Origin of the sequence: Sphaerimonospora thailandensis (genome assembly GCF_016863115.1) — a bacterium.
Lineage (GTDB): Bacteria > Actinomycetota > Actinomycetes > Streptosporangiales > Streptosporangiaceae > Sphaerimonospora > Sphaerimonospora cavernae.
The window spans coordinates 40,548-61,868 of the sequence record NZ_BOOG01000027.1; the positions used below are offsets into that span (position 1 = coordinate 40,548).

A 21,321-nucleotide genomic window follows, 5' to 3' on the forward strand; every position below is an offset into this window, starting at 1 on the left:
GGTCATCCCTCAGTTCATCTCTCAGTTCATCTCTCAGCGCGTCTTGGGGCCGCGCGGCATCCGGATGCCCTTCGGCAGCGGGCCCTTCGGCATCGGCACCGCGGGCGTCAGCGCGCGCATTCGGTTGTTGACCTCGGAGACGGCCGGCTTCTTGAGGTTGCGCGGCAGCTTCATCATGTGTCGTGACAGCTTGGCCAGCGGGATCTGCCCCTCGGCGTCGCCGCACTGGACGTCGTAGACGGGCACGTCGATGGCGACCCGCTGGACACGCTTCTTCTCCGCCACGAGCATGCGCTGGACGCGGCTCGACGGGCCCTCCGAGACCAGGATGACGCCGGGATAGCCGACGACACGGAACACCAGGTCCTGGTCCCGGTTGACCGCGACGGGCTTCTCCTCCACATACCAGGTGCCGCGCAGCCCCTGCAGGATCGCGTACGTCGCACCGGCCTGTCCGTGCAGCAACGAGTACTGCGCCTTCTGCGCCAGCCGGCTGAATACGATCATGCCGACCAGCAGGGCGGAGAAGACGCCGAAGACGTACCAGGTCCACCCGAAGAGCACTCCGAGCACGACGAACACCAGGAGCGTGCCCAACGCCGAGGCGTAGACGATCGGCATGCCCTTGGGGTTCGACCGCTTGATGATCTGGGCGACCATCCGGATCTGCTTGAGCCGGCCCGGAGTCGCTGCGTCTTTCGCCATGGTGTGAAGGATACAAATTCCGTGGTGGATTAATGAAAACGAGACCCGCCGACGTCAGCCGGCGCCCCCGGTGGTGGTCCGCGCGGCGATGGCCTGCTGGTAGAGGCGGCCGGCGCGGTAGGACGAGCGGACCAGCGGCCCCGACATGACGCCGGCGAACCCGATCTCCTCGGCCTCATGCTGAAGCTCGACGAACTCCTCCGGTTTCACCCAACGGTCCACGGGGTGGTGGCGCGGGCTCGGCCGCAGGTACTGGGTGATCGTGACGAGGTCGCAGCCGGCCTCGTGCAGGTCGCGCAGCGCCTGGCTGATCTCCTCGCGCTCCTCGCCCATGCCGAGGATGAGGTTCGACTTGGTGACCAGCCCCGCCTCGCGGGCCATGGTGATCACGGCAAGCGATCGGTCGTACCGGAACGCCGGGCGGATCCGCTTGAAGATCCGCGGCACCGTCTCGATGTTGTGCGCGAACACCTCGGGCCGGGCGGAGAACACCTCCTCGAGCTGCTCCCGGTGGCCGTTGAAGTCGGGCACGAGCAGCTCGACGCCGCAGCCGGGGACCATGTCGTGGATCCGCCGGGCGGTCTCCGCGTACAGCCAGGCGCCCCCGTCCGGCAGGTCGTCACGGGCGACGCCGGTCACCGTGGCGTACCGCAGGCCCATTTGACGCACCGACTCGGCGACGCGGCGCGGCTCGTCCCGGTCGTAGTCGGCGGGCCTGCCGGTGTCGATCTGGCAGAAGTCACAGCGCCGGGTGCACTGGTCGCCGCCGATGAGGAAGGTCGCCTCGCGATCCTCCCAGCATTCGGAGATGTTGGGGCAGCCCGCCTCCTGGCAGACCGTGTGCAGCCCCGCGCCCTTCACCAACGACTTGATCTCGTTGAAGTTGGGGCCGTTGTGCAGCCGCGTCTTGATCCACGGCGGCTTCTTCTCGATCGGAGTCTGGCTGTTGCGGACCTCCAAGCGGAGGAGCTTCCGGCCTTCTGGTGCAACCGTCATGCGACAACCCTTGCCTTGTAGGCTCGCGCGCTTCGCTCGCTCACGGACCCCAGCCTATTACCCGCCCGCACCACGTGATCCGGGACGTCTTCCTCTCCGCCGCTACGAAAGATCCTCTTCGTACAGGTCGTACGGCTCGACGCCGAGGGCCTCGGCGAGGCGCTTCTCGGCGAAGGGGATGACCTCGTCGACCGTGATGCGGCGGCCGGTCTCCGCCGACAGCGACGTGACCCCGGCGTCGGCGTCGGCGCCCAGCATGATGCGGTTGTACCAGCTCAGGTCATTCACGCAGTTGAGTGCGAAGCCGTGCATGGTCACCCCGCGGGCGATCCGGACGCCGATCGTGCCCAGCCTGCGGTCGGGCAGCCCGTGCCCGGGGTCGCCCGGCGCCCAGATGCCGCCACGGCCCTCGACCCGCCGGGCGGCCAGCCCGAAGTCGGCGCAGACCTGGATCAGGACCTCTTCCAGCAGGCGGAGGTAGCCGACGACGTCGTCGCCGACGCGGATGATGGGGTAGCCGACGAGCTGCCCCGGACCGTGCCAGGTGACCTTGCCACCCCGGTCGACGTCGATGACCGGGGTGTCGTCGGCCGGCCGCTCGTGCGGCAGCGTCCGCTTGCCCGCCGTGTAGACGGGCGCGTGCTCCAGCATGAGGCACAGATCCGAGATGTCGCCCGCCACCCGGCGCCCGTGCAGCACCCGCTGCAGGTTCCAGGCCTGCTCGTACGGAACGTCGACGCCCATGCGGACGATGGCCAAGCCTTTCACGGCTCAAGGTTAGTGGACGTCAGCAGGCGGGGTTCGATGCGGAACTCCTTCACACCCGCACACTCCTTCACACCCGCACCGTCGCGCTCGATGCGGTAGGCGGCACCCGTGGGGGAGACGCTGACCGCCTGGATGAACTCCGTGCCGACATAGTGGAGCGCCACGCCCTCGTCGGCCGCGTACGCCTCCGGCAGCTCGCCGGAGGCCACCGACTCGTGCAGCAGCGTCCTGCGCTGCGGATCGGAGTCGTAGTGGACGCCGCACGAGTACGGCAGCAGCGCCAGGCCCTCGGCCCAGGGACGCAGCCTGGGCCCGAAGGAGTCGGTGTTGCCGCCGACGTGCCAGCACAGCGCCCCCGCGCTCTGCCCGGACAGGATGACACCTGACCGCCAGGCCTCGGCGAACGCCTCGTCCAGCCCGTGCAGCCGCCACAGTGCGGCGAGGTTGGCCACGCTGCCGCCGCTGACATAGATCGCGTCCTGCTCCAGAACCCACTCGCGCGGGTCGGCCACGTTGGGCATCGGGAAGACCGTCAGGTGGCTGACCTCGACGTCCCAGCGGCTGAAGGCTCCGTACATCTTCAGCAGCCAGTCGGAGTCGTCGCCGGTGGCGGTCGCGAGCAGCCCGAGCCTGGGCCGGTCCTGGCCGGTCAGATCGAGCACGTAGCGCAGGAGCGCGGTCGGCTCGATGAACCCGTACCGCTCCGATGGCCGAAACGACCCGCCCCCGATGGCGACGATGTGCGACTGCCCGATTCGGCTCATGCCCCACTCCTGTGCTCACTCAGCTCGACGGTCTTCCCAGGGTACGGCGGGGCGCCGGAGAGGGATGGCCGAACCCGCGGAAACGGGCGGCCGCGCTGCTCCTGAACGGGCGTGGCCGTCCCGTGCGCGCACGGGACGGCCACGTCGAAACGAGGGGAGGACCTCAGGCGAGGCCGAGCTGGCTCTCGAAGTGGCCGTCCTCCAGGCGGCGCTTGATCGTGGTGAGGAAGCGGGCGGCGTCCGCACCGTCGACCAGACGGTGGTCGTACGTCAGCGCCAGGTACACCGTCGACCGGACCGCGATGACCTCGCCCTCGGGCGTGTCCACGACGACCGGGCGCTTGACGACCGCACCGGTGCCCAGCATGCCGACCTGCGGCTTGTTGAGGATCGGCGTGTCGAACAGCGCGCCGCGGCTGCCGGTGTTGGTCAGCGTGAACGTGCCGCCGGCGATGTCGTCCGGTGTGATCTTGTTGGTCCGGGTGCGCTCGGCCAGGTCGGCGATCTTGCGGGCGAGACCCGCGATGTTCAGGTCGCCCGCGCTCTTGATCACCGGGACGATCAGGCCGCGCTCGGTGTCGACCGCGATGCCGAGGTTCTCGACATCGTGGTAGGTCACCTCGTTGGTCTCATCGTCGATGACCGCGTTCAGCTTCGGGTGGACCTTCAGCGCCTCGACCGCCGCGAGCGCGAAGAACGGCAGGAACGACAGCTTCACGCCCTCGCGCGCCTCGAAGGCGCTCTTGGCCCGGGTCCGCAGCGCGGCGATCCGGGTCACGTCGACTTCGACGACGGTGGTGAGCTGCGCCGAGGTGTGCAGCGACTCCATCATGCGGTCGGCGATCACCTTGCGCAGCCGCGACATCTTCTCGGTGGTGCCGCGCAGCGTGGTGTCCGCCTGAACCGCCGCGGGTGCGGCCGGCTGGGCCGGAGCCGGGGCCTGCGCCGCGACAGGCGCGGGGGCCGCGGCGGGGGCCTGCGGCTGCGGCGCGGCGGCGGCGGCCGCCGCCGCGCGCTCGCGCTGGACGCGGGCCGCCTCGATCACGTCCTGCTTGCGGATCCGGCCGCCCACACCGGTGCCGGTCAGCGAGTCGAGGTCGACGCCGTGCTCGGCGGCCAGCTTGCGCACCAGCGGCGTGACGTACGGCGCCTCGCCGGGGGGCGGCAGCGGCGTCGGCTGGGCCACCGGGGCGGCCTGAGCGGGCTGGGCGGGCGGCGCCGGCGGGGCGGGCGGGGCGGGCGGCGCTGCCGGGGCCGGCTGCGGGATGGAGGAGATGGGCGGAGCCGGGGCCGGAGCGGGCTCAGGCGCGGGCGCCGCGGCCGGAGCCGGCTCGGGGGCGGGCTCGGGCGCCTGCTGGGGAGTTGGGGCCTGCTGCGGAGCGGCACCGGCGCCGTTGGCGTCGATCACGGCCAGTTCGGCGCCCACCTCGACCGTCTCGTCCTCGGCGACGAGGATCTTGGTCAGGTAGCCCGACGACGGCGACGGGATCTCGGTGTCGACCTTGTCGGTCGACACCTCCAGCAGCGGCTCGTCTGTCTCGACGTGGTCGCCTTCGTTCTTCAGCCAGCGGGTGACGGTGCCCTCGGTTACGCTCTCACCGAGCTGGGGCATGGTTACGGAGACCGGCATTTTTCGTCTTCTCTCGCGTTCGTTCAGTTGTGGACGTGGAGCGGCTTGCCGGCCAGGGCCAGCATCGCCTCGCCGAGAGCCTCGGACTGGGTCGGGTGCGGGTGGATCAACTGGGCGACGTCGTTCGCCGTGGCCTCCCAGTTGAAGATCAGCTGAGCTTCCGCGATGAGCTCGCCGACCCGGCCGCCCACCATGTGCACACCCAGGACCCGGCCGTCGCGCTCGGCGACGACCTTGACCTCGCCCTGAGTCTGCAGGATCTTGCTCCTGCCGTTCCCGGCCAGGTTGTAGGTGAGCTCGACGACGTCGTGGCCGCGCTCACGGGCGACGGCCGTGCTGATGCCCACCGACGCGACCTCGGGCTCGGAGTAGGTGATGCGCGGCACGCCGTCGTAATCGATCGGCACGGGGCTCAGGCCGGCGATGTGCTCGGCGACCAGGATGCCCTCGGCGAAGCCGACGTGGGCGAGCTGGAGGGTGGGGATGAGGTCGCCCACCGCGTACACTCCGGGCACGCTGGTCCGGCAGAACTCGTCCACCTGCACGTGGCCGCGCTCCATACGGACGCCGGCCTCCTCGTAGCCCAGGCCGGCCGAGACCGGCCCACGGCCCACGGCGACCAGCATGAGCTCCGCGTCGAGCGTCTTGCCGTTCTCCAGCGTGACGACCACGCCGGTTTCGGTGGTCTTGACGCTCTCGAACCTGACGCCCAGCTCGTACTTGATGCCGCGACGCCGGAAGGCCCGCTCGAGCAGCTTGGAGTTCGACTCGTCCTCGAGCGGCAGCAGGTGGGGGAGCGCCTCGACGATCGTCACCTCGGCGCCGAACGACCGCCACACGCTGGCGAACTCCACGCCGATCACGCCGCCGCCCAGGACGACGACCGAGGAGGGCACGCGGTCCAGGACCAGCGCGTGATCGCTGCTGATGATCTTGTCGCCGTCGATGTCCAGGCCGGGCAGCGACTTGGGGGTCGAACCGGTCGCCAGCACGACGTGGCGGCCCTCGTAGACCTGGCCGCCCACCTCCACGCGGCCGGGGCCGGCCAGCCGGCCCTCACCCTCGACGACGGTGATCTTCTTGCTCTTGATGAGACCGGCGAGGCCCTTCCAGAGCCCGCTGATCACCTTGTCCTTGTAGGCGTGGACGGCCGGCACGTCGATGCCCTCGAAGCTGGTCCGCACCCCGAAGGAAGCGCCCTCACGGGCCTGGTCGGCCAACTCGGCGGCGTGCAGCAGTGCCTTCGTGGGGATGCAGCCGCGGTGCAGGCAGGTGCCTCCGACCTTGTCCTTCTCGATGAGGACGACGTTCATGCCGAGCTCGGCCGCCCGCAGGGCACATGCGTAACCACCGCTACCGCCACCTAGGACGACGATGTCGAAGGGGCCGCTGCCATCAGCCACTGAATGCTCCTCGCTGGGTTTCCTGCCACCGGATGGGTCCGACAGCATCTTTTCATTTGTCCATGAAGATCGTGGTTCGGTCGCGGCGGCCGCCCGCGCGGACGGCCGCCGCGTCGCGGCACCCGTCAACGCCTGCCCGCGTACCGCTCGGCGATGCCGACGAGCGTACGGGTGGCCGCGCCGGTGCCGCCCTTCGGCGTGTAGCCGTACGGCTCGCCCTTATTGAACGCGGGACCGGCCATGTCGACGTGCGCCCAGCGGACGCCCTCGGGCACGAACTCGCGCAGGAAGATGCCCGCGGTGAGCATGCTGCCCCAGCGCTCGGGCTGCAGGTTGGCGATGTCGGCGACCGGGGAGTCGAGGCCCTTGCGCAGCTCCTCGGGAAGCGGCATCCCCCAGGCGCCCTCACCCTGCTCCGCGGCGATCTCCACGACCTCCTCACGGAGCGCGTCCTCGTTGGCCATCACGCCGGCCGTGCGCCAGCCGAGCGCGACGATCTGCGCCCCGGTCAGCGTGGCGACGTCCACGATCAGCTCGGGGTCGTCCTCGGCGGCGCGGGCGATGCCGTCGATCAGCACCAGGCGGCCCTCCGCGTCGGTGTCGAGCACCTCCACCGTCTTGCCGCTGTAGGTGTGCAGCACGTCGGACGGACGCTGGGCCGAACCCGACGGCATGTTCTCGGCGAGGCAGAGGTAGCCGACCACGTTGATCGGCAGGCCGAGCCCGGCGATCGCGAGGAGCGAGCCGAACACCGCTCCCGCGCCGCCCATGTCCGACTTCATCCAGTCCATGGACGCCGCGGGCTTGAGTGACAGGCCGCCCGAGTCGAACGTGATGCCCTTGCCCACGAACGCGATGGTCCGCGCGGCCTCCGGGTGCTCGTACGCGAGGCGGACCAGCCGCGGCGGGTTGGCCGAACCCTGGCCGACGCCGACGATGCCGCCGTAGCCGCCCTCCTTGAGTTCGGTCTCGTCGAGCACCTCGACCGACAGGCCGGCCTGGCCGCCCATCTCCCGGGCGATCTCGGCGAACCGGGCGGGCGACAGATCCGATGGCGGTGTGTTGACGAGGTCACGGACCAGGTTGACCGAGGCCGCGATCTCCGTCGCGTGCCGGACGGCCTCCTCGGCCCCCGGGGCACCCGAAAGCACCACGAGCTCGCCCACGGGCGCCTTGCGCTCACCGTCGGTGCGATATCTGGTGAAGCCGTACGCCCCGAGCAGGCCGCCGATCGCGATGGCCTCGGCCTGTTCGGCGGTGGCGGCGGGCAGCGCGAAGGCGGCGGTGGCCGTGCCGGCGACGGAACGCGCGGCGGCGCCGGCGGCGCGGCGCAGGGTCTCCAGCCGGTAGTCTCCATCCGGGCGGTCACCGAGACCGACCACGACCACGACCGGCGCGGACAGCGCGCCGAAGGTCGGGATCTTGGCGATCTCCTCCGCCTTCCCGGTGAAGCCCACCGCGTTGAGGATTTCGGTCAGCCGGCCGTCGAGGGCCTGGTCCAAGCCCTCGGAGCCGGGAGCCGGTGTGGGGCCGTCCGGAGTCGCGTGGACGCCCACTATGAGTGCACCGGTCTCGATGGAGACCGTCTCAGATGGATTGACGCGCACAGTGGTCACGTGAGCCGATGCTATCCATGCTTTCTTCGCTGCGCACAAACGGGTGGTCATCGGATGAACCGATTGGTGCATGCGGATTGTCGGCGGGCTGGTCATCAGGGGAGAAGCATCGCGCAGCACAGCAGGGCGGCGGTCGTCGCGCACTCGCACAGCGCGCCGAGCACGTCGCCGGTGATGCCGCCCAGCCGCCGTACGGCCCGGCGGCGCAGCAGCGTGGCGGCCACCAGCCCCGCCGCCATGGCCACAAGCGGCTTGAGCGGTTCGACGGGGGGAAGTCCCGGACGCGTCATGACCACGACGCCGACGGAAACGCCGAAGGAGACGCCGACGGAGAAGAGGGTCGCCAGCAGAGCCCGGCTCAGCGGCACGGCCCGCGCGACGAGCGTGCCGAGACCCTCCGGCCGGGCGGCGGGCACACCTTGCCCGCATGCCCAGGTGATGGCGAGCCTGCCGGTCGTGCAGGCGGTGACCAGGCACGCTCCGGCCGAAAGAGGAGATGACTCCGTCAGCGCCGTGAGCGCCGCCACCTGCAGGAGCAAGGTGAACACCAGCGTGACGACGCCGAACGGGCCGATGTCGGATCGCTTCATGATGGCCAGCGCCCGCTCCGCGGGTTTGCCGCTGCCCAGGCCATCCGCGAGATCGGCGAGGCCGTCGAGATGGAGGCCGCGGGTGAGCCAGGCGAGCGTCCCGACCGCGAGAACGGCGGACAGCAGCGCGGTGCCGCCCGTCCAGCGGGCCACGACCAGGACCGTTGCGGCGGCGAGCCCGAGCAGCGCCCCCACCGCGGGGGCGAAGGTCATCGACCGGCGGGCGAGCCGCCGATCCACGACGGCGACGGCCCGCACGGGGAGCACGCTCAGCATTCCGATCGCGAATCGCCACGCGGCGATCACCTGACCGGTCGCCCGCGTGTGTTTTGGCGGTGCAATCTGTACGGGCAGGCCACGCGAACACGGCAGTGCTCACTCATGCGACCCCACCTCCCAACAGTGAAGAACCCCGGCCGGCCACCTCAAAACGATCATAATCTCGATGGCCGCCCCCATGTTGCCTCCCTTCCCAGCCGCTCGCTCCTCAAAGATCACGACCTTCGGCCGTCGTGACGGAGCAGGGCTTTCCCGTTACCGAAAACGTGTTCGCATATGTTCGAAAGGCTGTGAGTGAACCCATGACGATCAGCGTCCGGCTTATCCGTCCGGACGCGCCAACGTGCTGCCCTGATCACGGCCCTGATGCTGCCGCTCTCGCTCGTGAGCGCGCCCGCGATCGCCCAGGGCCCCACACCACCCCCGACCTCCTCCTCCTCCTCCGCCGCATCGGCAGCCGCATCGACAGCGCAACCGGATGCCACATCGGATCCGGCACTCAAGGCCGCCTGGGAGAAGGCGGCCACGTCCGGTAAGCCCGTGGAGGTGCCTGCCCGGTCCACCGAGAGGATGAAGGTCACGTGCTGACCTTGTCGGCTTCGTCGTTCCGTACAAGCAGGACCCGACCGTGGGCAGCACGACCAACGACTACTCGGTGCGGATCATTCTCGGGAGGGACAACTGTTCGTCAGGATCCCGTACAAACTGGTTCTACCAGCGCAACCGCATCAGGCAGTACTCGCCCTTCTGGGTCGACGTGATTCTTCCTGGTGAATCCAGGCCGGTGAGCGGGACCCGCGGGAACATCGTGACCGACCCATTCCCCGAAGAGATCGAGGACTTCGACCTCTGTACGACTGGTGGGGGCGCGTCTCGCGCCCCCACTTCCGCCAATTCATCGATCGGACTCGCCATGAGCTCTTCTTTCGTCACGTATGAACGGTTGTGGCCCGTGTTCCCCAAACAGTGCTGTGTTACTTGGATCCGAACCGGCGAATCGGATGCCGTGTTCGCCGATCTGGTCCGCCGTTTCGGTGGTGATCCCTCTGCCGTCCACCCGGCCACCTGGGCGGACGTGGAGGACGAGGCGTATGAGGACCTCGACGAGGAGGCAGATGGCGCCATGCTCACCGCCCGGCACGGCGTGTGGACGGTCGTGATGGAGCCGTTCAACGTCCGGGGGACCAGCGTGCGGATCCTGAGCGAGGTGGCGGCCGACAGCCAGGCATATAGCGTCCGTTGGACGGCGGACCGTCGGGTGAGGGTCACGTACGTGGCCGACGGTGAACTCATCGCAGCTTTCAATCCTTTTGATCTGGACGGCGTGACTCCGAGGTCCGGGCGCGACTGGCTGTCAGGGGTGGCGGTGACGGAGGAGCAGTGGCGGCGGAACGGGTTCGCCGCAGGGCTGGCCGTCGGCGAGGAACTGTCCGGGGTACGTGTGGACGGGCAGTGGCTGAAGCAGACGCATCTGGGCGTTCAGTTGTACCCGCTGCCGCTGCACCCGGTGACGCCTGCGGATCTTCTGGATGCGGACATGCAGGCCATCGCCAGGAGCGATCCCCGGATCGGGGCGATCGCCGCCGAGCCCACCGCCGACAAGCTGCCGGAGATCATCCGTATCGCCGCCGAACTCGCCGTCGCCACCACTGGATTGGAGGGCTCGCTGATCGACGAGGCGATGCGGTTCGTCGCGGCCGGCGACCGTGGCGCGGCGGCACAGGACGTGCGTAGCCGCCTCTACCGTCTTCGGGACCAGTACCGGGCCGAGGCCGCGCGAGGAAACAACCCGATCCCGGGCCATGACACCGAGCTGGGGCGCCTGCTGCTGAAGGAACGAGCCGTGCAGGCCCTCATTTACGCCCTCAAGAACGACGTGGATCTCGTCGCTGCCGTCGAGTACACGGTCCAGGCCGCAGAAGAAACCCACCTGAGTGAGGAGAACGGCGACCGCGAGCGAGCACGCGTTCTCAATGTCGTTACCTACTACCTCCGCACCGGAACAAGTCCGTGGTGAGTAGCCGTCTGGCTTGCCTTCGGCGAGCACGCCATTCCATCGGGTCGGAAGGATTCGCCACGAGCCAGGATCGTAGGCGCCCGGCCGATCGAAGCCGTATGTACGGCGGCGGCAGGTCAGATCGGGAGAGGAAGCAGACGGCCCGCGATTACTATCGCGACGTCTTCGGACTCGCGGGCCAGTCGCTGGTTGAGGCGGCCCAGCTCGTCGCGGAACAGCCCTCCGGCGGCGGTGGCCGGGACGACGCCGAGGCCGACCTCGTCGCTCACCGCGACCACCCGGGCCCGGGTGCGCCGCCAGGCCGCCACGAGTTCGTCGCACCGCCGAGTCACCTCAGCCCGTGCCAGGCCGGGGTCGTGGTCCGAGCCCGGCCACGCCCCGCATTCGTCGAACATCGCGGCCAGCCACGTGCCGATGCCGTCGATCAGCAGTGTCCGGCCGGGGTCGTCCGTTGTGGCGAGGACGGAGGTGAGGTCGGTGGTCTCAAGGGTCCGCCAGTGCCGGGGACGGCGATCCCGGTGCAGCTTCACCCTGGCCAGCCACGAGGGGTCGTCGCCGGGGGAGGGGCCCGTGGCGACGTAGGTGACGTCGGGGTCGGCGGCCACCCGCAGTTCGGCCTCCTCGGACTTGCCCGATCGGGCGCCGCCGAGCAGCAGCGTCCGCCTCGCCATGCCCGACGCCGGTGCCCCGGTGAGGGTGCTCACGCGCCTGTCCTGGGTGTGCAACACGGTCCCGTCCGGTACGGCTCTCGCTCTCCAGTGGGCGAGCCTGCGGGCCAGTTCGGTCTCGGAGGGGACACGGTGGTCGAGGTGTACGGCGATGATCTGCGTCTCGGGCGTGACCCGGCCGCGGCGGCGCAGATCGCCCAGGCGCTCCGGCTCGTCGAGTAGGTCGATGAGCAACAGGTCGAAGGGTTCCCGGGGACAGGGCTCATCGAGGCCGTCACCTCGCCGGGGGGCATCGGGGATGCCCGCATCGGACGGCGCGTAGAGCATCCGGCTCCGGTCGGGACCGGTGATCTCGTAGCCGTCGGGGCCGCGGGCGAGGAGATAGCCGTCCGGCACCACTCCGCCCTGTGCTGTGCCGGTACGGGACGGGAGTCGTACGAGCCCGTCGATCACGATCGATGCGGGTGCGCGGCGATCGGGGGCATCGGGGGCGAGGCGGCCGCAGGAGGCGCAGCCGCAGCCCGGCGCGGGCCAGCCCTCCGGGCCCCCGGTCCCCGCCAAGCGGACCTCCACCCGGCGCTCCTTTCGCATAGGGTCGATGAGACGTGCGTGTTCGACTGGTTCGGCGGGAAGGGGCGGATGGGCATGACATGGCGGTGGCGGTACGAGGACGCGAACGGCGCCGAGATGACGGACCGGGCGCTGCCGAGTGAGATCTTCACCAGCCAGTCGGACGCCGAGTCGTGGCTGGGAGAGTCGTGGCGTGACCTGCTCGAAAACGGGGTGGAGCAGGTCACGCTCCTGGAGGAGGACCGCGTCGAGTACGCGGGGATGTCGCTGCGCCCCGCCTGACGTGGTCCGAATCGGCTACGGCCGCTTGGCGGGGCTGACGGTCTTGGCCGGGTCCCGCTCGACCACGTCGCCGAGCACTTCGTCGATCCGGCGCATGGTCTCGTCGTCGAGCCGGACCCCCGAGGCCTTCACGTTGTCGCGCACCTGCTCCGGACGTGTGGCTCCGACGATGGCGGACGACACGTTGGGGTTGCGCAACACCCAGGCCACCGCGAGCTGGGCCATGGTGAGCCCGAGGTCGGCGGCGATCGGCTTGAGCTCCTGCACCCGGCGCAGCAACTCGTCGTCGAGCATCCGGCCGATGAAGCCGGAGCCGGTGGGGTCGGTGGCGCGCGAACCGGCGGGCGCCGGCCGGCCGGGCAGGTACTTGCCGGTGAGCACGCCCTGTGCGATGGGCGACCAGACGATCTGGCTCAAGCCCTCCTTCTCGCACAGCGGCACGACCTCGGCCTCGATGACCCGCCACAGCATCGAGTACTGCGGCTGGTTGGACACGAGCCGGTCGAAGCCCATCTCGTCGGCGATCTTCAGTGCCCGGGCGATCTGGTCGGCCGTCCATTCGCTGACGCCCACGTACAGCACCTTGCCCTGCCGTACGAGATCGTCGAAGGCGCGGAGCGTCTCCTCCAGCGGCGTCTCGACGTCGAAGCGGTGCGCCTGGTAGAGGTCGACGTAGTCCGTCCGCAGGCGGCGCAGCGAGCCGTTGACGGACTCCATGATGTGCTTGCGGGACAGTCCGCGGTCGTTCGGCCCGGTCCCGGTGGGCCAGTAGACCTTGGTGAAGATCTCCAGGGACTCGCGGCGTACGCCCTCCAGCGCCCGCCCGAGCACCTCCTCGGCCCGTGTGCCGGCGTAGACGTCGGCGGTGTCGAACGTCGTCACGCCTTCGTCAAGGGCCGCGTGCACGCATGCGCGAGCCGCGTCCTCCTCGACCTGCGAACCGTGGGTGATCCAGTTTCCGTAGCTGATCTCGCTGACCATGAGGCCGCTGCGGCCGAGATGGCGGAATTCCATGCCCCCGACATTAGTGCGCCCTCAGCTGACGGTGTGACCGCGGTCATCGCGCATGGCGGCGAAACCCGGGGCCGGTGCGGGGTCCGACCGTACGGCGATCAGCTCCTGGGCGGAGCGGTTCCCAGGTATGCCGAGGCGAGCGCGTCATCGGAGGCACGAAGCGGCTCGGGCGGGCCGCCGTAGGTGAGGGAGCCGTGCGCCAGTACGTACGCCGTGTCGGCGACCGTGAGGGCGGCGTGTGCGAACTGCTCCACGAGCAGCACCGCGCAGCCGCCGGCGGCGAGCCCGCGCAGCACCGGGAGCAGCCGCCGCACGATGGCCGGCGCCAGGCCGAGCGACATCTCGTCCAGCAGCAGTACGGACGGACCGCCCACGATCGCCCGGCCGAGGACGAGCATCTGCTGTTCTCCGCCCGACAGCAGTCCGGCGCGGACGTCGAGGCGCTTTTCCAGTTCGGGGAAGAGCTCCAGCGCCCGGTCGAGGGGTCCGACCAGTCGGATGTTCTCCCGCACGGTGAGGGTGGCGAAGACGGCACGGCCCTGTTCGACGTGGGCCAGGCCCTGCCGGGCCCGGCGAGGACGGGACCAGGACGTGATGTCCCGCCCGGCCAGCCGGATCCGGCCGCCGGCCGCCGGGAGGACGCCGGAGACGGCCTCCAGCAGGGTGGTCTTGCCCGCGCCGTTCGGGCCGAGCAGCACGGTGACCTGACCGGCCGCGGCGGTGAGCGAGACGCCGCGCACGACCGGCTGCCCGCCGCGCGCCACAGTGAGGTCGTCCAGGGCGAGCGTCATGCGGCCATCTCCTCTCCAAGGTAGGCGCGAAGCACATGCGCCCGGGTGAAGACCTCGGCGGGAGGGCCCTCGGCGATGACCCGGCCGAAGTCGAGCACGGTCACCCTCGTGCACGCCCTGCGCACGAGGTCGAGGTCGTGCTCGATGAGCAGGACGGCCGAGCCGTAGCGGGCGGGTACGGATGCCAGCCACTCGCCCAGCCGGGCCGATTCGGCGTGACCGAGTCCCGCGGCGGGCTCGTCCAGCACGGCGACCGCGGGGCGGGCCAGCAGGGCCCCGGCGACCTCGAGCAGTCGCCGGGTGCCGACGTCCAGCGCGGAGATCGGCCCTTCCGGTCCGACTTCGACCAGCCCGGCCAGCGCCTCGGCGATGTCCGCGTCGCTGACCGGGCGGCGGGCCGCGAACCTGAGGTATTCCCGCACGGTCAGCCCCGTGGGCACCCTGTCCTGCTGGAACGTGCGGCGCAGCCCGGCGCGTGCGCGGCGGTGCACGGGCAGGCCGTCCACCCGGCCGCCGCTCACCGTGATCGTGCCGGCCGATCCCGGCAGGAAGCCGCTGACCGCGTCGACCAGCGAGGACTTCCCCGCCCCGTTGGGCCCGACCAGTCCGACGACGGTTCCGGCGGGAACGGTCAGGCCGACCGCGTCCACCGCGGTGACCCGCCCGTAGCGCACGGTCAGTCCGGTGACCTCCAGTGCGCCGCCGGTCGTCTCCGGGCCGGCCGGTGCCGCGGCGTCGGCCGGCGCCTCCGCCGGAGCCCCGGCGGCCACCGGCACAGGCGTCCCGGCCGTGGCGGGGTGAGCGCGGCGCCCACGTGCCACCCCGTGCAGCAATCCCCGGATCGCGTCGCTCATCCCCGCTCCCTGGGTCAGGGCCTGTACGGCGCCGACCGCGAAGATCACGTTCGACCACTGCTGGGGGACACCGAAGCGGCGCAGCATCTCCGCGACCGCCACGCCCAGTGCGCCGCCGATCAGCGCGCCCTCGGGATGGTGCGCCCCCACCATGATCGCGACGGCGTACATGACGAGTGACTGGCCGGGGTCGAAGTTCTTCGAGACGACCATGGCGAGCTGCCCGGCCAGCAACGCCCCCGACAGCCCGGCGACGAAGGCGCTGACCGCGAAGGCGCTGAGCTTGGCCCCCGGCACGCTGGTGCCGGCCGCGGCCGTGGCGCGCTCGGACTCGCGCAGCGCCCGCCAGGAGGCGCCGAGCCGGGTCCCCCTGACCAGCTTGAGCGCGATGCCGACGATCGCGAAGACGGCGCAGCAGAACAGGAAGTACTGCCGGTCGGAGGTGAGACCGGCCGGACGCGTGACCGTGATGCCGTGGTCGGTCCCGGGGAAGGAGGTCGCGGCGAGCACCACGTCCACGGTGGCGGCGAAGCCCAGCGTGACGATGGCCAGGTGCACCCCGCGCAGCCGCAGTGCGGGCAGGCCGATCAGCAGGCCGAGCGGCACCGCGGCGAGCCCGGCCAGCGGCGCCCAGACGTACAGCCCGCCGGGCACACCCCAGACGTGAAGCTGGGCGGTCGTCCACGCGCCGATCGCGGCGAACGCCATCTGGCAGAGCGAGACCATGCCCGCGTGCCCGGCCACCACGCCGAGGCTCTGCAGCAGCACGCCGGAGATCACCGCGGACATGGCGAGGAAGACCCAGTACGCGGGCAGCCCGGCGGCCAGCCCATAGCAGAGCCCGGCCAGGAAGACGCCGACGACCCCGGTCCTGACGAGATCGGTTCTAGCGCGCCGCATCCCATACCTCCCCGCGCTGGTTCCAGACGAGGATGAACAGGATGACGACGAAGGGCACCACGTCGCGGTACTGCTGGACGGTGGCCGAACCCGCCAGAGCGCCTTCGAGAAGGCCGAGGCCGAGCCCGCCGAGCAGCGCCCCGCTCAGCAGTCGCAGTCCGCCGACCAGCGCGGCGGCGCAGGCGGGCACGATGAGCATGCTGAGGGACAGGATGTCGCTCGACCGCACCGGCGCGACGAGCAGCAGCACGATCGAGGCCAGCGCCCCGGACAGACCCCAGACGGTCACCGTGAGCGCGCGGGTGCCGATGCCGAGCAGTTCGGTGGTGATCGGCCGCTCGGCCATCGCCCGCAGCCGGAGCCCCAGCGAGGTACGGGTGAGCAGGACATGGATGCCGGTGCCGATCAGCACGGCGAGCGCGATCAGGATGACGGAGCCCATGGTGATGGTCACGCCGGCGACCGTGGCGACCCGCCCGTCCGCCGGGTTCGGCAGGACGCGGGGCTCGTCGCCGAAGCAGATGTAGGCCAGCGCGATGAGCCCGATGAGCTGCGCGATGGACACGGCGGTGCGGATCTGCGGGCCGCCGGTCGCGAACCAGCGGGTCATGATGAGCCCGCAGCAGACCGAGGCCAGCGCGCCCGCGACGATCCCGGCGAGCGCAGCCACGCCGTACGGCCATCCGGCCTGGACGAGCAGGGCCATGACGTAGACCCCGACCACGCCCGTCGCCGCGATCGCCAGGTTGACGGTCGCGGTCAGCCGGTACATCACCGTGAGCAGCAGGCCGAGGGCGGCGAAGGTACCGCCCCCGGCCAGCCCGGAGACGACGCCCTGGAGCATCAGCCGAGCGTCCCCGGATAGCGGACCCAGTCGGGCGTGACGACCCGCCACTGCCCGCCCTCGAGCTGAACGATCTTCCCGGCCTTGTTCGACATGTGCCCGGCCGCGTCGCCGAACTCGTACGGGGTGCCGGTCAGCGGCGACTCGATCGGCTTCAGCTCCTTGAACGCCTTGGCGACCGACTCGCGAGTGATCGGGCCTTGAATGGACCTGAGGGTGTCCACCAGGTGGGTGGCCGCGAGGTAGCCGCCCTGGCCGAACGACGTGAGCGGCACGTTCTTCTCGGTCATCAGCGACCGCCAGTCGGCCAGCGCGGAGGAGTCGGCCTGGGTGAACGGCTCAAACTCGGCATTGGCATACATTCCGTCGCCGTCCGTGCCGAGCGCCTTGGCCACCGCGTCGGTGTAGGGCGCCGTGGTCATCAGCCAGTCGATGCCGGTGATGTTCTGCTGTTTGACGGCCTTCATCCACGCGATCGCCATCGGCTCGGTGCCGTTGTAGAGCACGGCCTGGCAGCCCTCCTTCTTGGCCCGCAGCACGAACGGCGTCGGGTCGGAGTCGGGCTTGACCGTGCGGTCGTCCACGACCGGGGTCTTCCCGGTGAGCTTGGTCCAGCTCGCGATGGCCTGGCCGTACGCGTCGTTGGTGTTGCCGAGGATGGCGAGGAACGAGCAGACCTTGTCCCGCTTGAGCACCTCCGAGGCGTAGTAGAGGTTGATCGCGGTGTTGAGGTACGGCCCGGCGTTGACCGGCGAGATCGCGGCGGAGCTGAAGCAGGTCGGGTCGACTCCGGTGCCCTGGACCGAGACGATGCCCGACTGCGTGTAGAACGGCGCGTTCACCGCGCAGTCGACCAGGCTGGCCGAGCCGGCGAGGGCCACGACACCCTGGTTGGTGACCAGGTCCCTGGCCGCCTGGGCGGCGGCCGCCGGGTCGCCCTTGTCGTCGGTGACGATGTACTCGATTTCGCGTCCGTTGATGCCTCCCTGGGCGTTGACCCGGTCGAACACCGCCTTGGCCGCCGACGAGGAGTCGGGGAAGGTGACCGGCCCGCTCAGGGCGTTCACACTGCCGATCTTGATGGTGCCCGAGTCTCCGGAGGAACCGGAGGCGGAGGCCGCCGGGGAGTCTTCGGACAGGCCGCAGCCCGATGTCAACGCGATGGCGGCGAGCAGTGCGACGGCTGCCTTGGACGCGGTCATGTGTGGGCCTCCATGGGGGGACATAACGCCCGGAACACTTCGTATACGATTCCCGGGAGCGTATGGCCTCGAGTGGAAGCCCGGCAAGATCCTGGAGTAGATCGAAAACGCATCGATCGCCGACCTCCCGCACGTCACGGGTAGATCGGCCTCAATCGTCTTCTGGGCTCAGTCCTTGGGCGGAATGGGCACGCCGCCGGGGAGCAGCGTCGGCTTGGGGAAGCGCAGCCGGCGGATCTGGGTCGACCGCATCGCCGCGTAGAAGGCCACGCCCCGGAGGTTCTCGCCGGGGAACCTGGCGGCGGCCTCCTTCTTCACCCGGCGGCCGACGTAGAAGGCGCTGCCCAGTACGAGCACCATCACCACAGGCAGGGACAGCGTGTAGACGAGAAGGACGACGCTCTGGATCGCCGGCGTGGCGGGCACCATCGACAGCAGCATGATGATGAAGACGACGGGCAGGAAGTACTGTCCGGGCAGACGCCGGGAGTCGACCCAGTCGCGGGCGAACTTCCGCACCGGGCCGCGGTCGCGCGCCGGCAGAGCCCGCTCGTCGCCGCGCAGCAGCGCCTCGCGATGCTTGGCGCGCAGCGCCTTGTCGCGCTCGCGCTGCATCCGGTAGGCCTCCTTGCGGTTGGCCGGGGCGGTGACGGGCGAGCGGCGGCGGCTCTGCGCCTCGCTCCGCTTCGGCGTGGGACGGCCCTTGCCGGGAGTCTGCCCGGGCTTAGGATCCTCTACAGAAGCGGGAGAGTCGTCGGCGGAGGTCTGGGTACGACGTCGGAACACGGCGTCCAGCCTACCGGGAGTGCAACTTAGTGACGCCCTCGCGCGTTATGCGTAGGGTGAACCCAGGCGGTTTCGCCATGCATAACCTTGAGAAGGGGACGGCCGACGCGCATGAGCGTGATGAAGAGACTTTCCATGATCTTTAAGTCCAAGGCCAACAAGGCCTTGGACAAGATGGAAGATCCACGAGAGACGCTGGACTACTCGTACCAGCGGCAACTCGAGTTGCTGCAGAAGGTCCGCCGGGGTGTGGCCGACGTGGCGACCAGCCGCAAGCGGGTCGAGTTGCAGATCAACCAGCTTGAGGGGCAGGGCGCCAAGCTGGAGAACCAGAGCCGGCAGGCGCTCGCCGCCGGGCGGGAGGACCTTGCGCGCGAGGCGCTCACGCGACGCAACGGCCTGAACGCGCAGATCGCCGACCTCCGCCTCCAGTACAACAACCTCCATGGCGAGGAGGAGAAGCTCACGCTCGCCAGCCAGCGGCTGCAGGCGAAGGTGGACTCCTTCCGCACCAAGAAGGAGACCATCAAGGCCACCTACACGGCGGCGGAGGCGCAGACGCGGATCAACGAGGCGTTCTCCGGCATCTCCGAGGAGATGGGCGACGTCGGCCTGGCCATCCAGCGTGCCGAGGACAAGACCGCGCAGATGCAGGCGCGGGCCGGTGCGATCGACGAGCTGCTGGCGAGCGGCGCCCTGGACGACTTCACCGGCCAGCGCGACGACATCCAGGCCGAGCTCGACCGCATGGGCGCCGGCAGCGACGTCGAGCTGGAGATCGCCAAGATGAAGGCCGAGCTCGGCCAGGGCCCCGCGCCGCAGGGCGCGATCGAGGCCGGACAGCCGGGCCAGGCGGGGCAGCCCGCGCAGCGGACCCAGCAGCTGCGCCAGCCGGGGGAGGGCCTGTGATCGTCAGAATCATGGGAGAGGGCCAGGTCGAGATCGCCGAGGCCGACATCGACGTGCTCAACGAGCTCGACGGCGAGCTCGAGGCCGCCATCGAGACCGATGACGAGGACGTGTTCCGCGTCAAGCTGCACGCGCTGCTGGACAAGGTCCGGCAGGTGGGCAAGGCACTGCCGGCGGATTCGCTCGAGCCGTCCGAGCTGATCCTGCCGCCCGCCGACGCTTCGATCGAGGAGGTGCGGGAGATGCTCGGCGACACCGGGCTCATCCCTGGATGATGGCTGCGACGCGATTCGCCCCGGACCGCGGCCTGACCGTGCGGATGACCGTGACGATGTTCCTGCTCGGGCTCGTCTACGTGGCGTTCATGGCCGCGCTGGTGGCTCTCGGTGTGCGGGCGATCGCCGTGCTCGTGGTCGCCGCGGGGCTCCTGCTGGTGCAGTTCCTCCTGTCCGACAAGATCGCGCTTTTCGCGATGGGCGGGCGTGAGGTCTCCCCGCAGGAGGCCCCCGAGCTGCACGGGATCATCGACCGGCTCAGCGCGATGGCCGGAATGCCCAAGCCCCGGGTGGCGATCGCGGACACCGACATGCCCAACGCGTTCGCGACCGGGCGCGACCAGAAGAACTCGGTGGTGTGCGTGACCACCGGCATCCTGCGCAGGCTGGACGCCCGGGAGCTGGAGGGCGTGATCGCGCATGAGATGTCGCACGTCGCCCACCGCGACGTCGCCGTCATGACGATCGCGTCGTTCCTCGGCATCGTGGCCGGGCTGATGACCCGGTTCGCGCTGTACACCGGCCTCGCGGGAGGCCGCCGCAGCAACAACGGCCCGCCCATCGGGGCGATCATCTTCCTCGTCTCCGGCCTGGTGTACGCGGTGAGCTTCCTGCTGACGAGAGCGCTGTCGCGCTACCGGGAGCTCGCCGCCGACCGCGCCGGAGCGCTGCTCACGCAGCGGCCCTCCGCGCTGGCGAGCGCGCTGACCAAGATCAGTGGGGAGATCGCCAGGATCCCGACGAGGGACCTGCGTGAGGCGCAGCCGTTCAACGCGTTCTTCTTCGCCCCCGCCGTCTCCGGGCAGAGCATAGCCTCGCTGCTCTCGACGCACCCGCCGCTGGAGCGCCGCCTGGAGCAGCTCGCCCGGATCTCCGCGGCGCTGAACCGCTGATCGGCCGACGACAATGGGATGGCTGGACGCACTGCTGGGGAGATCGAAGCCCGCCAAGCCCGATCTCGACGCGCTGTTCGCGCTGCCCGCCGCCGCCGTCACCCTTCAGGCGGCCACCGCTTTCACCCCGGTCGGCATCGGCTCGGTCTCCTTCCGCGCGGCCGAAGGCGGCGCGTTCGCCCGCCTCGAGCAGGACGTCCAGGCGCTGCTCGGCAAGTCCGAGTTGGTCCGCGACTCCTACGGTTACACCTGGGTCGTGGTGCGGGACCCGGACGTCTCCGCGCTCGTCACCGACCTCCACGCGGCCAACTCGTCGCTGGAGTCCGCCGGGTTCGGGCCGTCGCTGCTGTGCTCGCTGGTGACCTTCGCCGATCCGTCCGGCCGGCGGCTCGCGATCGTCTACCTCTACAAGCGCGGCACCTTCTACCCCTTCGCCCCGGCGGGGGACACCCGCCGGGACAACGCTCTGGAGCTTCAGGTGCGCGGGATCCTCGGCGAGGAGCTGAAGATCGAGCCGGACCTCGCGAGCTGGTTCCCCGTCTGGGGCGCACCGGGTCTGTGACGC

At 70.3% G+C, this 21,321-nt stretch carries 22 protein-coding genes; 6 read left to right on the top strand and 16 right to left on the bottom strand.

Annotated features, from left to right (window positions below; genetic code table 11):
• Positions 1-33 precede the first annotated feature (33 nt).
• From Mth01_RS15875 to Mth01_RS15915, 9 genes are all read right to left on the bottom strand, one after another.
• Positions 34-705, bottom strand: coding sequence for a DUF4191 domain-containing protein (locus Mth01_RS15875; protein WP_204016629.1), 672 nt, complete (start codon positions 703-705; stop codon positions 34-36).
• A 54-nt stretch (positions 706-759) separates the two neighbouring features.
• The gene (gene lipA / locus Mth01_RS15880) at positions 760-1,701 is read right to left on the bottom strand and encodes a lipoyl synthase (protein ID WP_204016630.1); all 942 of its coding nucleotides are present in this window, start codon (positions 1,699-1,701) and stop codon (positions 760-762) included.
• Positions 1,702-1,803: 102 nt separating this feature from the next.
• On the bottom strand, positions 1,804-2,469 hold the full coding sequence (lipB, locus tag Mth01_RS15885) for a lipoyl(octanoyl) transferase LipB (RefSeq protein WP_239089709.1): 666 nt from the start codon (positions 2,467-2,469) through the stop codon (positions 1,804-1,806).
• Positions 2,466-3,233: a Type 1 glutamine amidotransferase-like domain-containing protein gene (locus tag Mth01_RS15890; RefSeq protein WP_204016631.1), complete on the bottom strand. Its 768-nt coding sequence runs from the start codon at positions 3,231-3,233 to the stop codon at positions 2,466-2,468. Before Mth01_RS15890 ends, lipB begins: the two co-directional genes overlap by 4 nt.
• Before the next feature lie 163 nt (positions 3,234-3,396).
• The gene (gene sucB, locus Mth01_RS15895; protein ID WP_204016632.1) at positions 3,397-4,863 is read right to left on the bottom strand and encodes a 2-oxoglutarate dehydrogenase, E2 component, dihydrolipoamide succinyltransferase; all 1,467 of its coding nucleotides are present in this window, start codon (positions 4,861-4,863) and stop codon (positions 3,397-3,399) included.
• A 23-nt stretch (positions 4,864-4,886) separates the two neighbouring features.
• Positions 4,887-6,266 (bottom strand): dihydrolipoyl dehydrogenase, encoded by a 1,380-nt coding sequence (lpdA, locus tag Mth01_RS15900; RefSeq protein ID WP_239089710.1) that lies wholly within the window; start codon positions 6,264-6,266, stop codon positions 4,887-4,889.
• Positions 6,267-6,391: 125 nt separating this feature from the next.
• On the bottom strand, positions 6,392-7,933 hold the full coding sequence (locus tag Mth01_RS15905) for a leucyl aminopeptidase (RefSeq protein WP_204016634.1): 1,542 nt from the start codon (positions 7,931-7,933) through the stop codon (positions 6,392-6,394).
• 44 nt (positions 7,934-7,977) lie between these two features.
• Positions 7,978-8,748 (bottom strand): adenosylcobinamide-GDP ribazoletransferase, encoded by a 771-nt coding sequence (locus Mth01_RS15910; RefSeq protein WP_204016672.1) that lies wholly within the window; start codon positions 8,746-8,748, stop codon positions 7,978-7,980.
• Positions 8,749-8,966: 218 nt separating this feature from the next.
• Entirely contained in the window at positions 8,967-9,332 is a 366-nt protein-coding gene (locus Mth01_RS15915; RefSeq protein WP_204016635.1) for a hypothetical protein, read from the bottom strand.
• A 332-nt stretch (positions 9,333-9,664) separates the two neighbouring features.
• Here Mth01_RS15915 and Mth01_RS15920 point away from each other — a divergent pair, with 332 nt between their 5' ends.
• Complete coding sequence (locus Mth01_RS15920; protein WP_407695951.1) at positions 9,665-10,768, top strand: DUF6461 domain-containing protein; 1,104 nt, start codon at positions 9,665-9,667, stop codon at positions 10,766-10,768.
• A 116-nt stretch (positions 10,769-10,884) separates the two neighbouring features.
• Here Mth01_RS15920 and Mth01_RS15925 read toward each other — a convergent pair whose 3' ends face one another.
• Positions 10,885-12,009, bottom strand: a complete 1,125-nt coding sequence (locus Mth01_RS15925; RefSeq protein ID WP_239089712.1) for a bifunctional adenosylcobinamide kinase/adenosylcobinamide-phosphate guanylyltransferase — start codon at positions 12,007-12,009, stop codon at positions 10,885-10,887.
• 36 nt (positions 12,010-12,045) lie between these two features.
• Between Mth01_RS15925 and Mth01_RS15930 the strand changes: the two genes are divergently transcribed.
• On the top strand, positions 12,046-12,288 hold the full coding sequence (locus Mth01_RS15930; RefSeq protein ID WP_407695952.1) for a hypothetical protein: 243 nt from the start codon (positions 12,046-12,048) through the stop codon (positions 12,286-12,288).
• 15 nt (positions 12,289-12,303) lie between these two features.
• Here the strand turns inward: Mth01_RS15930 and Mth01_RS15935 are convergent, their stop codons facing one another.
• The 6 genes from Mth01_RS15935 to Mth01_RS15960 form a co-directional block, all read right to left on the bottom strand.
• The gene (locus Mth01_RS15935) at positions 12,304-13,302 is read right to left on the bottom strand and encodes an aldo/keto reductase family protein (RefSeq protein WP_204016638.1); all 999 of its coding nucleotides are present in this window, start codon (positions 13,300-13,302) and stop codon (positions 12,304-12,306) included.
• Positions 13,303-13,400: 98 nt separating this feature from the next.
• Complete coding sequence (locus Mth01_RS15940; RefSeq protein ID WP_204016639.1) at positions 13,401-14,093, bottom strand: ABC transporter ATP-binding protein; 693 nt, start codon at positions 14,091-14,093, stop codon at positions 13,401-13,403.
• Positions 14,090-15,847, bottom strand: coding sequence for a branched-chain amino acid ABC transporter ATP-binding protein/permease (locus Mth01_RS15945; protein WP_204016640.1), 1,758 nt, complete (start codon positions 15,845-15,847; stop codon positions 14,090-14,092). The genes Mth01_RS15940 and Mth01_RS15945 overlap by 4 nt, the downstream gene beginning before the upstream one ends.
• A complete protein-coding gene (locus Mth01_RS15950) occupies positions 15,834-16,691 on the bottom strand; it encodes an ABC transporter permease subunit (RefSeq protein WP_204016641.1) in 858 nt (285 codons plus the stop codon). The genes Mth01_RS15945 and Mth01_RS15950 overlap by 14 nt, the downstream gene beginning before the upstream one ends.
• Positions 16,691-17,893, bottom strand: a complete 1,203-nt coding sequence (locus tag Mth01_RS15955; RefSeq protein ID WP_204016642.1) for an ABC transporter substrate-binding protein — start codon at positions 17,891-17,893, stop codon at positions 16,691-16,693. The genes Mth01_RS15950 and Mth01_RS15955 overlap by 1 nt, the downstream gene beginning before the upstream one ends.
• 168 nt (positions 17,894-18,061) lie before the next feature.
• Positions 18,062-18,679: a DUF3043 domain-containing protein gene (locus Mth01_RS15960; RefSeq protein WP_239089713.1), complete on the bottom strand. Its 618-nt coding sequence runs from the start codon at positions 18,677-18,679 to the stop codon at positions 18,062-18,064.
• Between the two features lie 111 nt (positions 18,680-18,790).
• Here Mth01_RS15960 and Mth01_RS15965 point away from each other — a divergent pair, with 111 nt between their 5' ends.
• Genes Mth01_RS15965 through pspAB form a run of 4 tightly spaced genes read left to right on the top strand, consistent with a single transcriptional unit; the run spans position 18,791 to position 21,318 of the window.
• Complete coding sequence (locus Mth01_RS15965; RefSeq protein ID WP_204016643.1) at positions 18,791-19,588, top strand: PspA/IM30 family protein; 798 nt, start codon at positions 18,791-18,793, stop codon at positions 19,586-19,588.
• Positions 19,585-19,863, top strand: coding sequence for a PspA-associated protein PspAA (gene pspAA / locus Mth01_RS15970; protein ID WP_204016644.1), 279 nt, complete (start codon positions 19,585-19,587; stop codon positions 19,861-19,863). Before Mth01_RS15965 ends, pspAA begins: the two co-directional genes overlap by 4 nt.
• Positions 19,863-20,756: a zinc metalloprotease HtpX gene (htpX, locus tag Mth01_RS15975; protein ID WP_204016645.1), complete on the top strand. Its 894-nt coding sequence runs from the start codon at positions 19,863-19,865 to the stop codon at positions 20,754-20,756. Before pspAA ends, htpX begins: the two co-directional genes overlap by 1 nt.
• Positions 20,757-20,769: 13 nt before the next feature.
• Positions 20,770-21,318 carry a PspA-associated protein PspAB gene (gene pspAB / locus Mth01_RS15980; protein WP_204016646.1) on the top strand — a complete coding sequence of 183 codons (549 nt, stop codon included), beginning with the start codon at positions 20,770-20,772 and terminating at the stop codon, positions 21,316-21,318.
• The last annotated feature ends 3 nt before the right edge of the window (positions 21,319-21,321 follow it).

Coding starts and splice junctions, on each gene's coding strand:
- Mth01_RS15955 (WP_204016642.1), bottom strand. CDS start 17,893: ATGACCGCGTCCAAGGCAGCCGTCGCACTGCTCGCCGCCATCGCGTTG.
- Mth01_RS15950 (WP_204016641.1), bottom strand. CDS start 16,691: ATGCTCCAGGGCGTCGTCTCCGGGCTGGCCGGGGGCGGTACCTTCGCC.
- Mth01_RS15935 (WP_204016638.1), bottom strand. CDS start 13,302: ATGGAATTCCGCCATCTCGGCCGCAGCGGCCTCATGGTCAGCGAGATC.
- lipA (WP_204016630.1), bottom strand. CDS start 1,701: ATGACGGTTGCACCAGAAGGCCGGAAGCTCCTCCGCTTGGAGGTCCGC.
- Mth01_RS15920 (WP_407695951.1), top strand. CDS start 9,665: ATGAGCTCTTCTTTCGTCACGTATGAACGGTTGTGGCCCGTGTTCCCC.
- Mth01_RS15965 (WP_204016643.1), top strand. CDS start 18,791: ATGAGCGTGATGAAGAGACTTTCCATGATCTTTAAGTCCAAGGCCAAC.
- Mth01_RS15875 (WP_204016629.1), bottom strand. CDS start 705: ATGGCGAAAGACGCAGCGACTCCGGGCCGGCTCAAGCAGATCCGGATG.
- sucB (WP_204016632.1), bottom strand. CDS start 4,863: ATGCCGGTCTCCGTAACCATGCCCCAGCTCGGTGAGAGCGTAACCGAG.
- Mth01_RS15940 (WP_204016639.1), bottom strand. CDS start 14,093: ATGACGCTCGCCCTGGACGACCTCACTGTGGCGCGCGGCGGGCAGCCG.
- pspAB (WP_204016646.1), top strand. CDS start 20,770: ATGGGATGGCTGGACGCACTGCTGGGGAGATCGAAGCCCGCCAAGCCC.
- Mth01_RS15945 (WP_204016640.1), bottom strand. CDS start 15,847: ATGCGGCGCGCTAGAACCGATCTCGTCAGGACCGGGGTCGTCGGCGTC.
- Mth01_RS15910 (WP_204016672.1), bottom strand. CDS start 8,748: ATGCTGAGCGTGCTCCCCGTGCGGGCCGTCGCCGTCGTGGATCGGCGG.
- Mth01_RS15890 (WP_204016631.1), bottom strand. CDS start 3,233: ATGAGCCGAATCGGGCAGTCGCACATCGTCGCCATCGGGGGCGGGTCG.
- Mth01_RS15905 (WP_204016634.1), bottom strand. CDS start 7,933: ATGACCACCCGTTTGTGCGCAGCGAAGAAAGCATGGATAGCATCGGCT.
- htpX (WP_204016645.1), top strand. CDS start 19,863: ATGGCTGCGACGCGATTCGCCCCGGACCGCGGCCTGACCGTGCGGATG.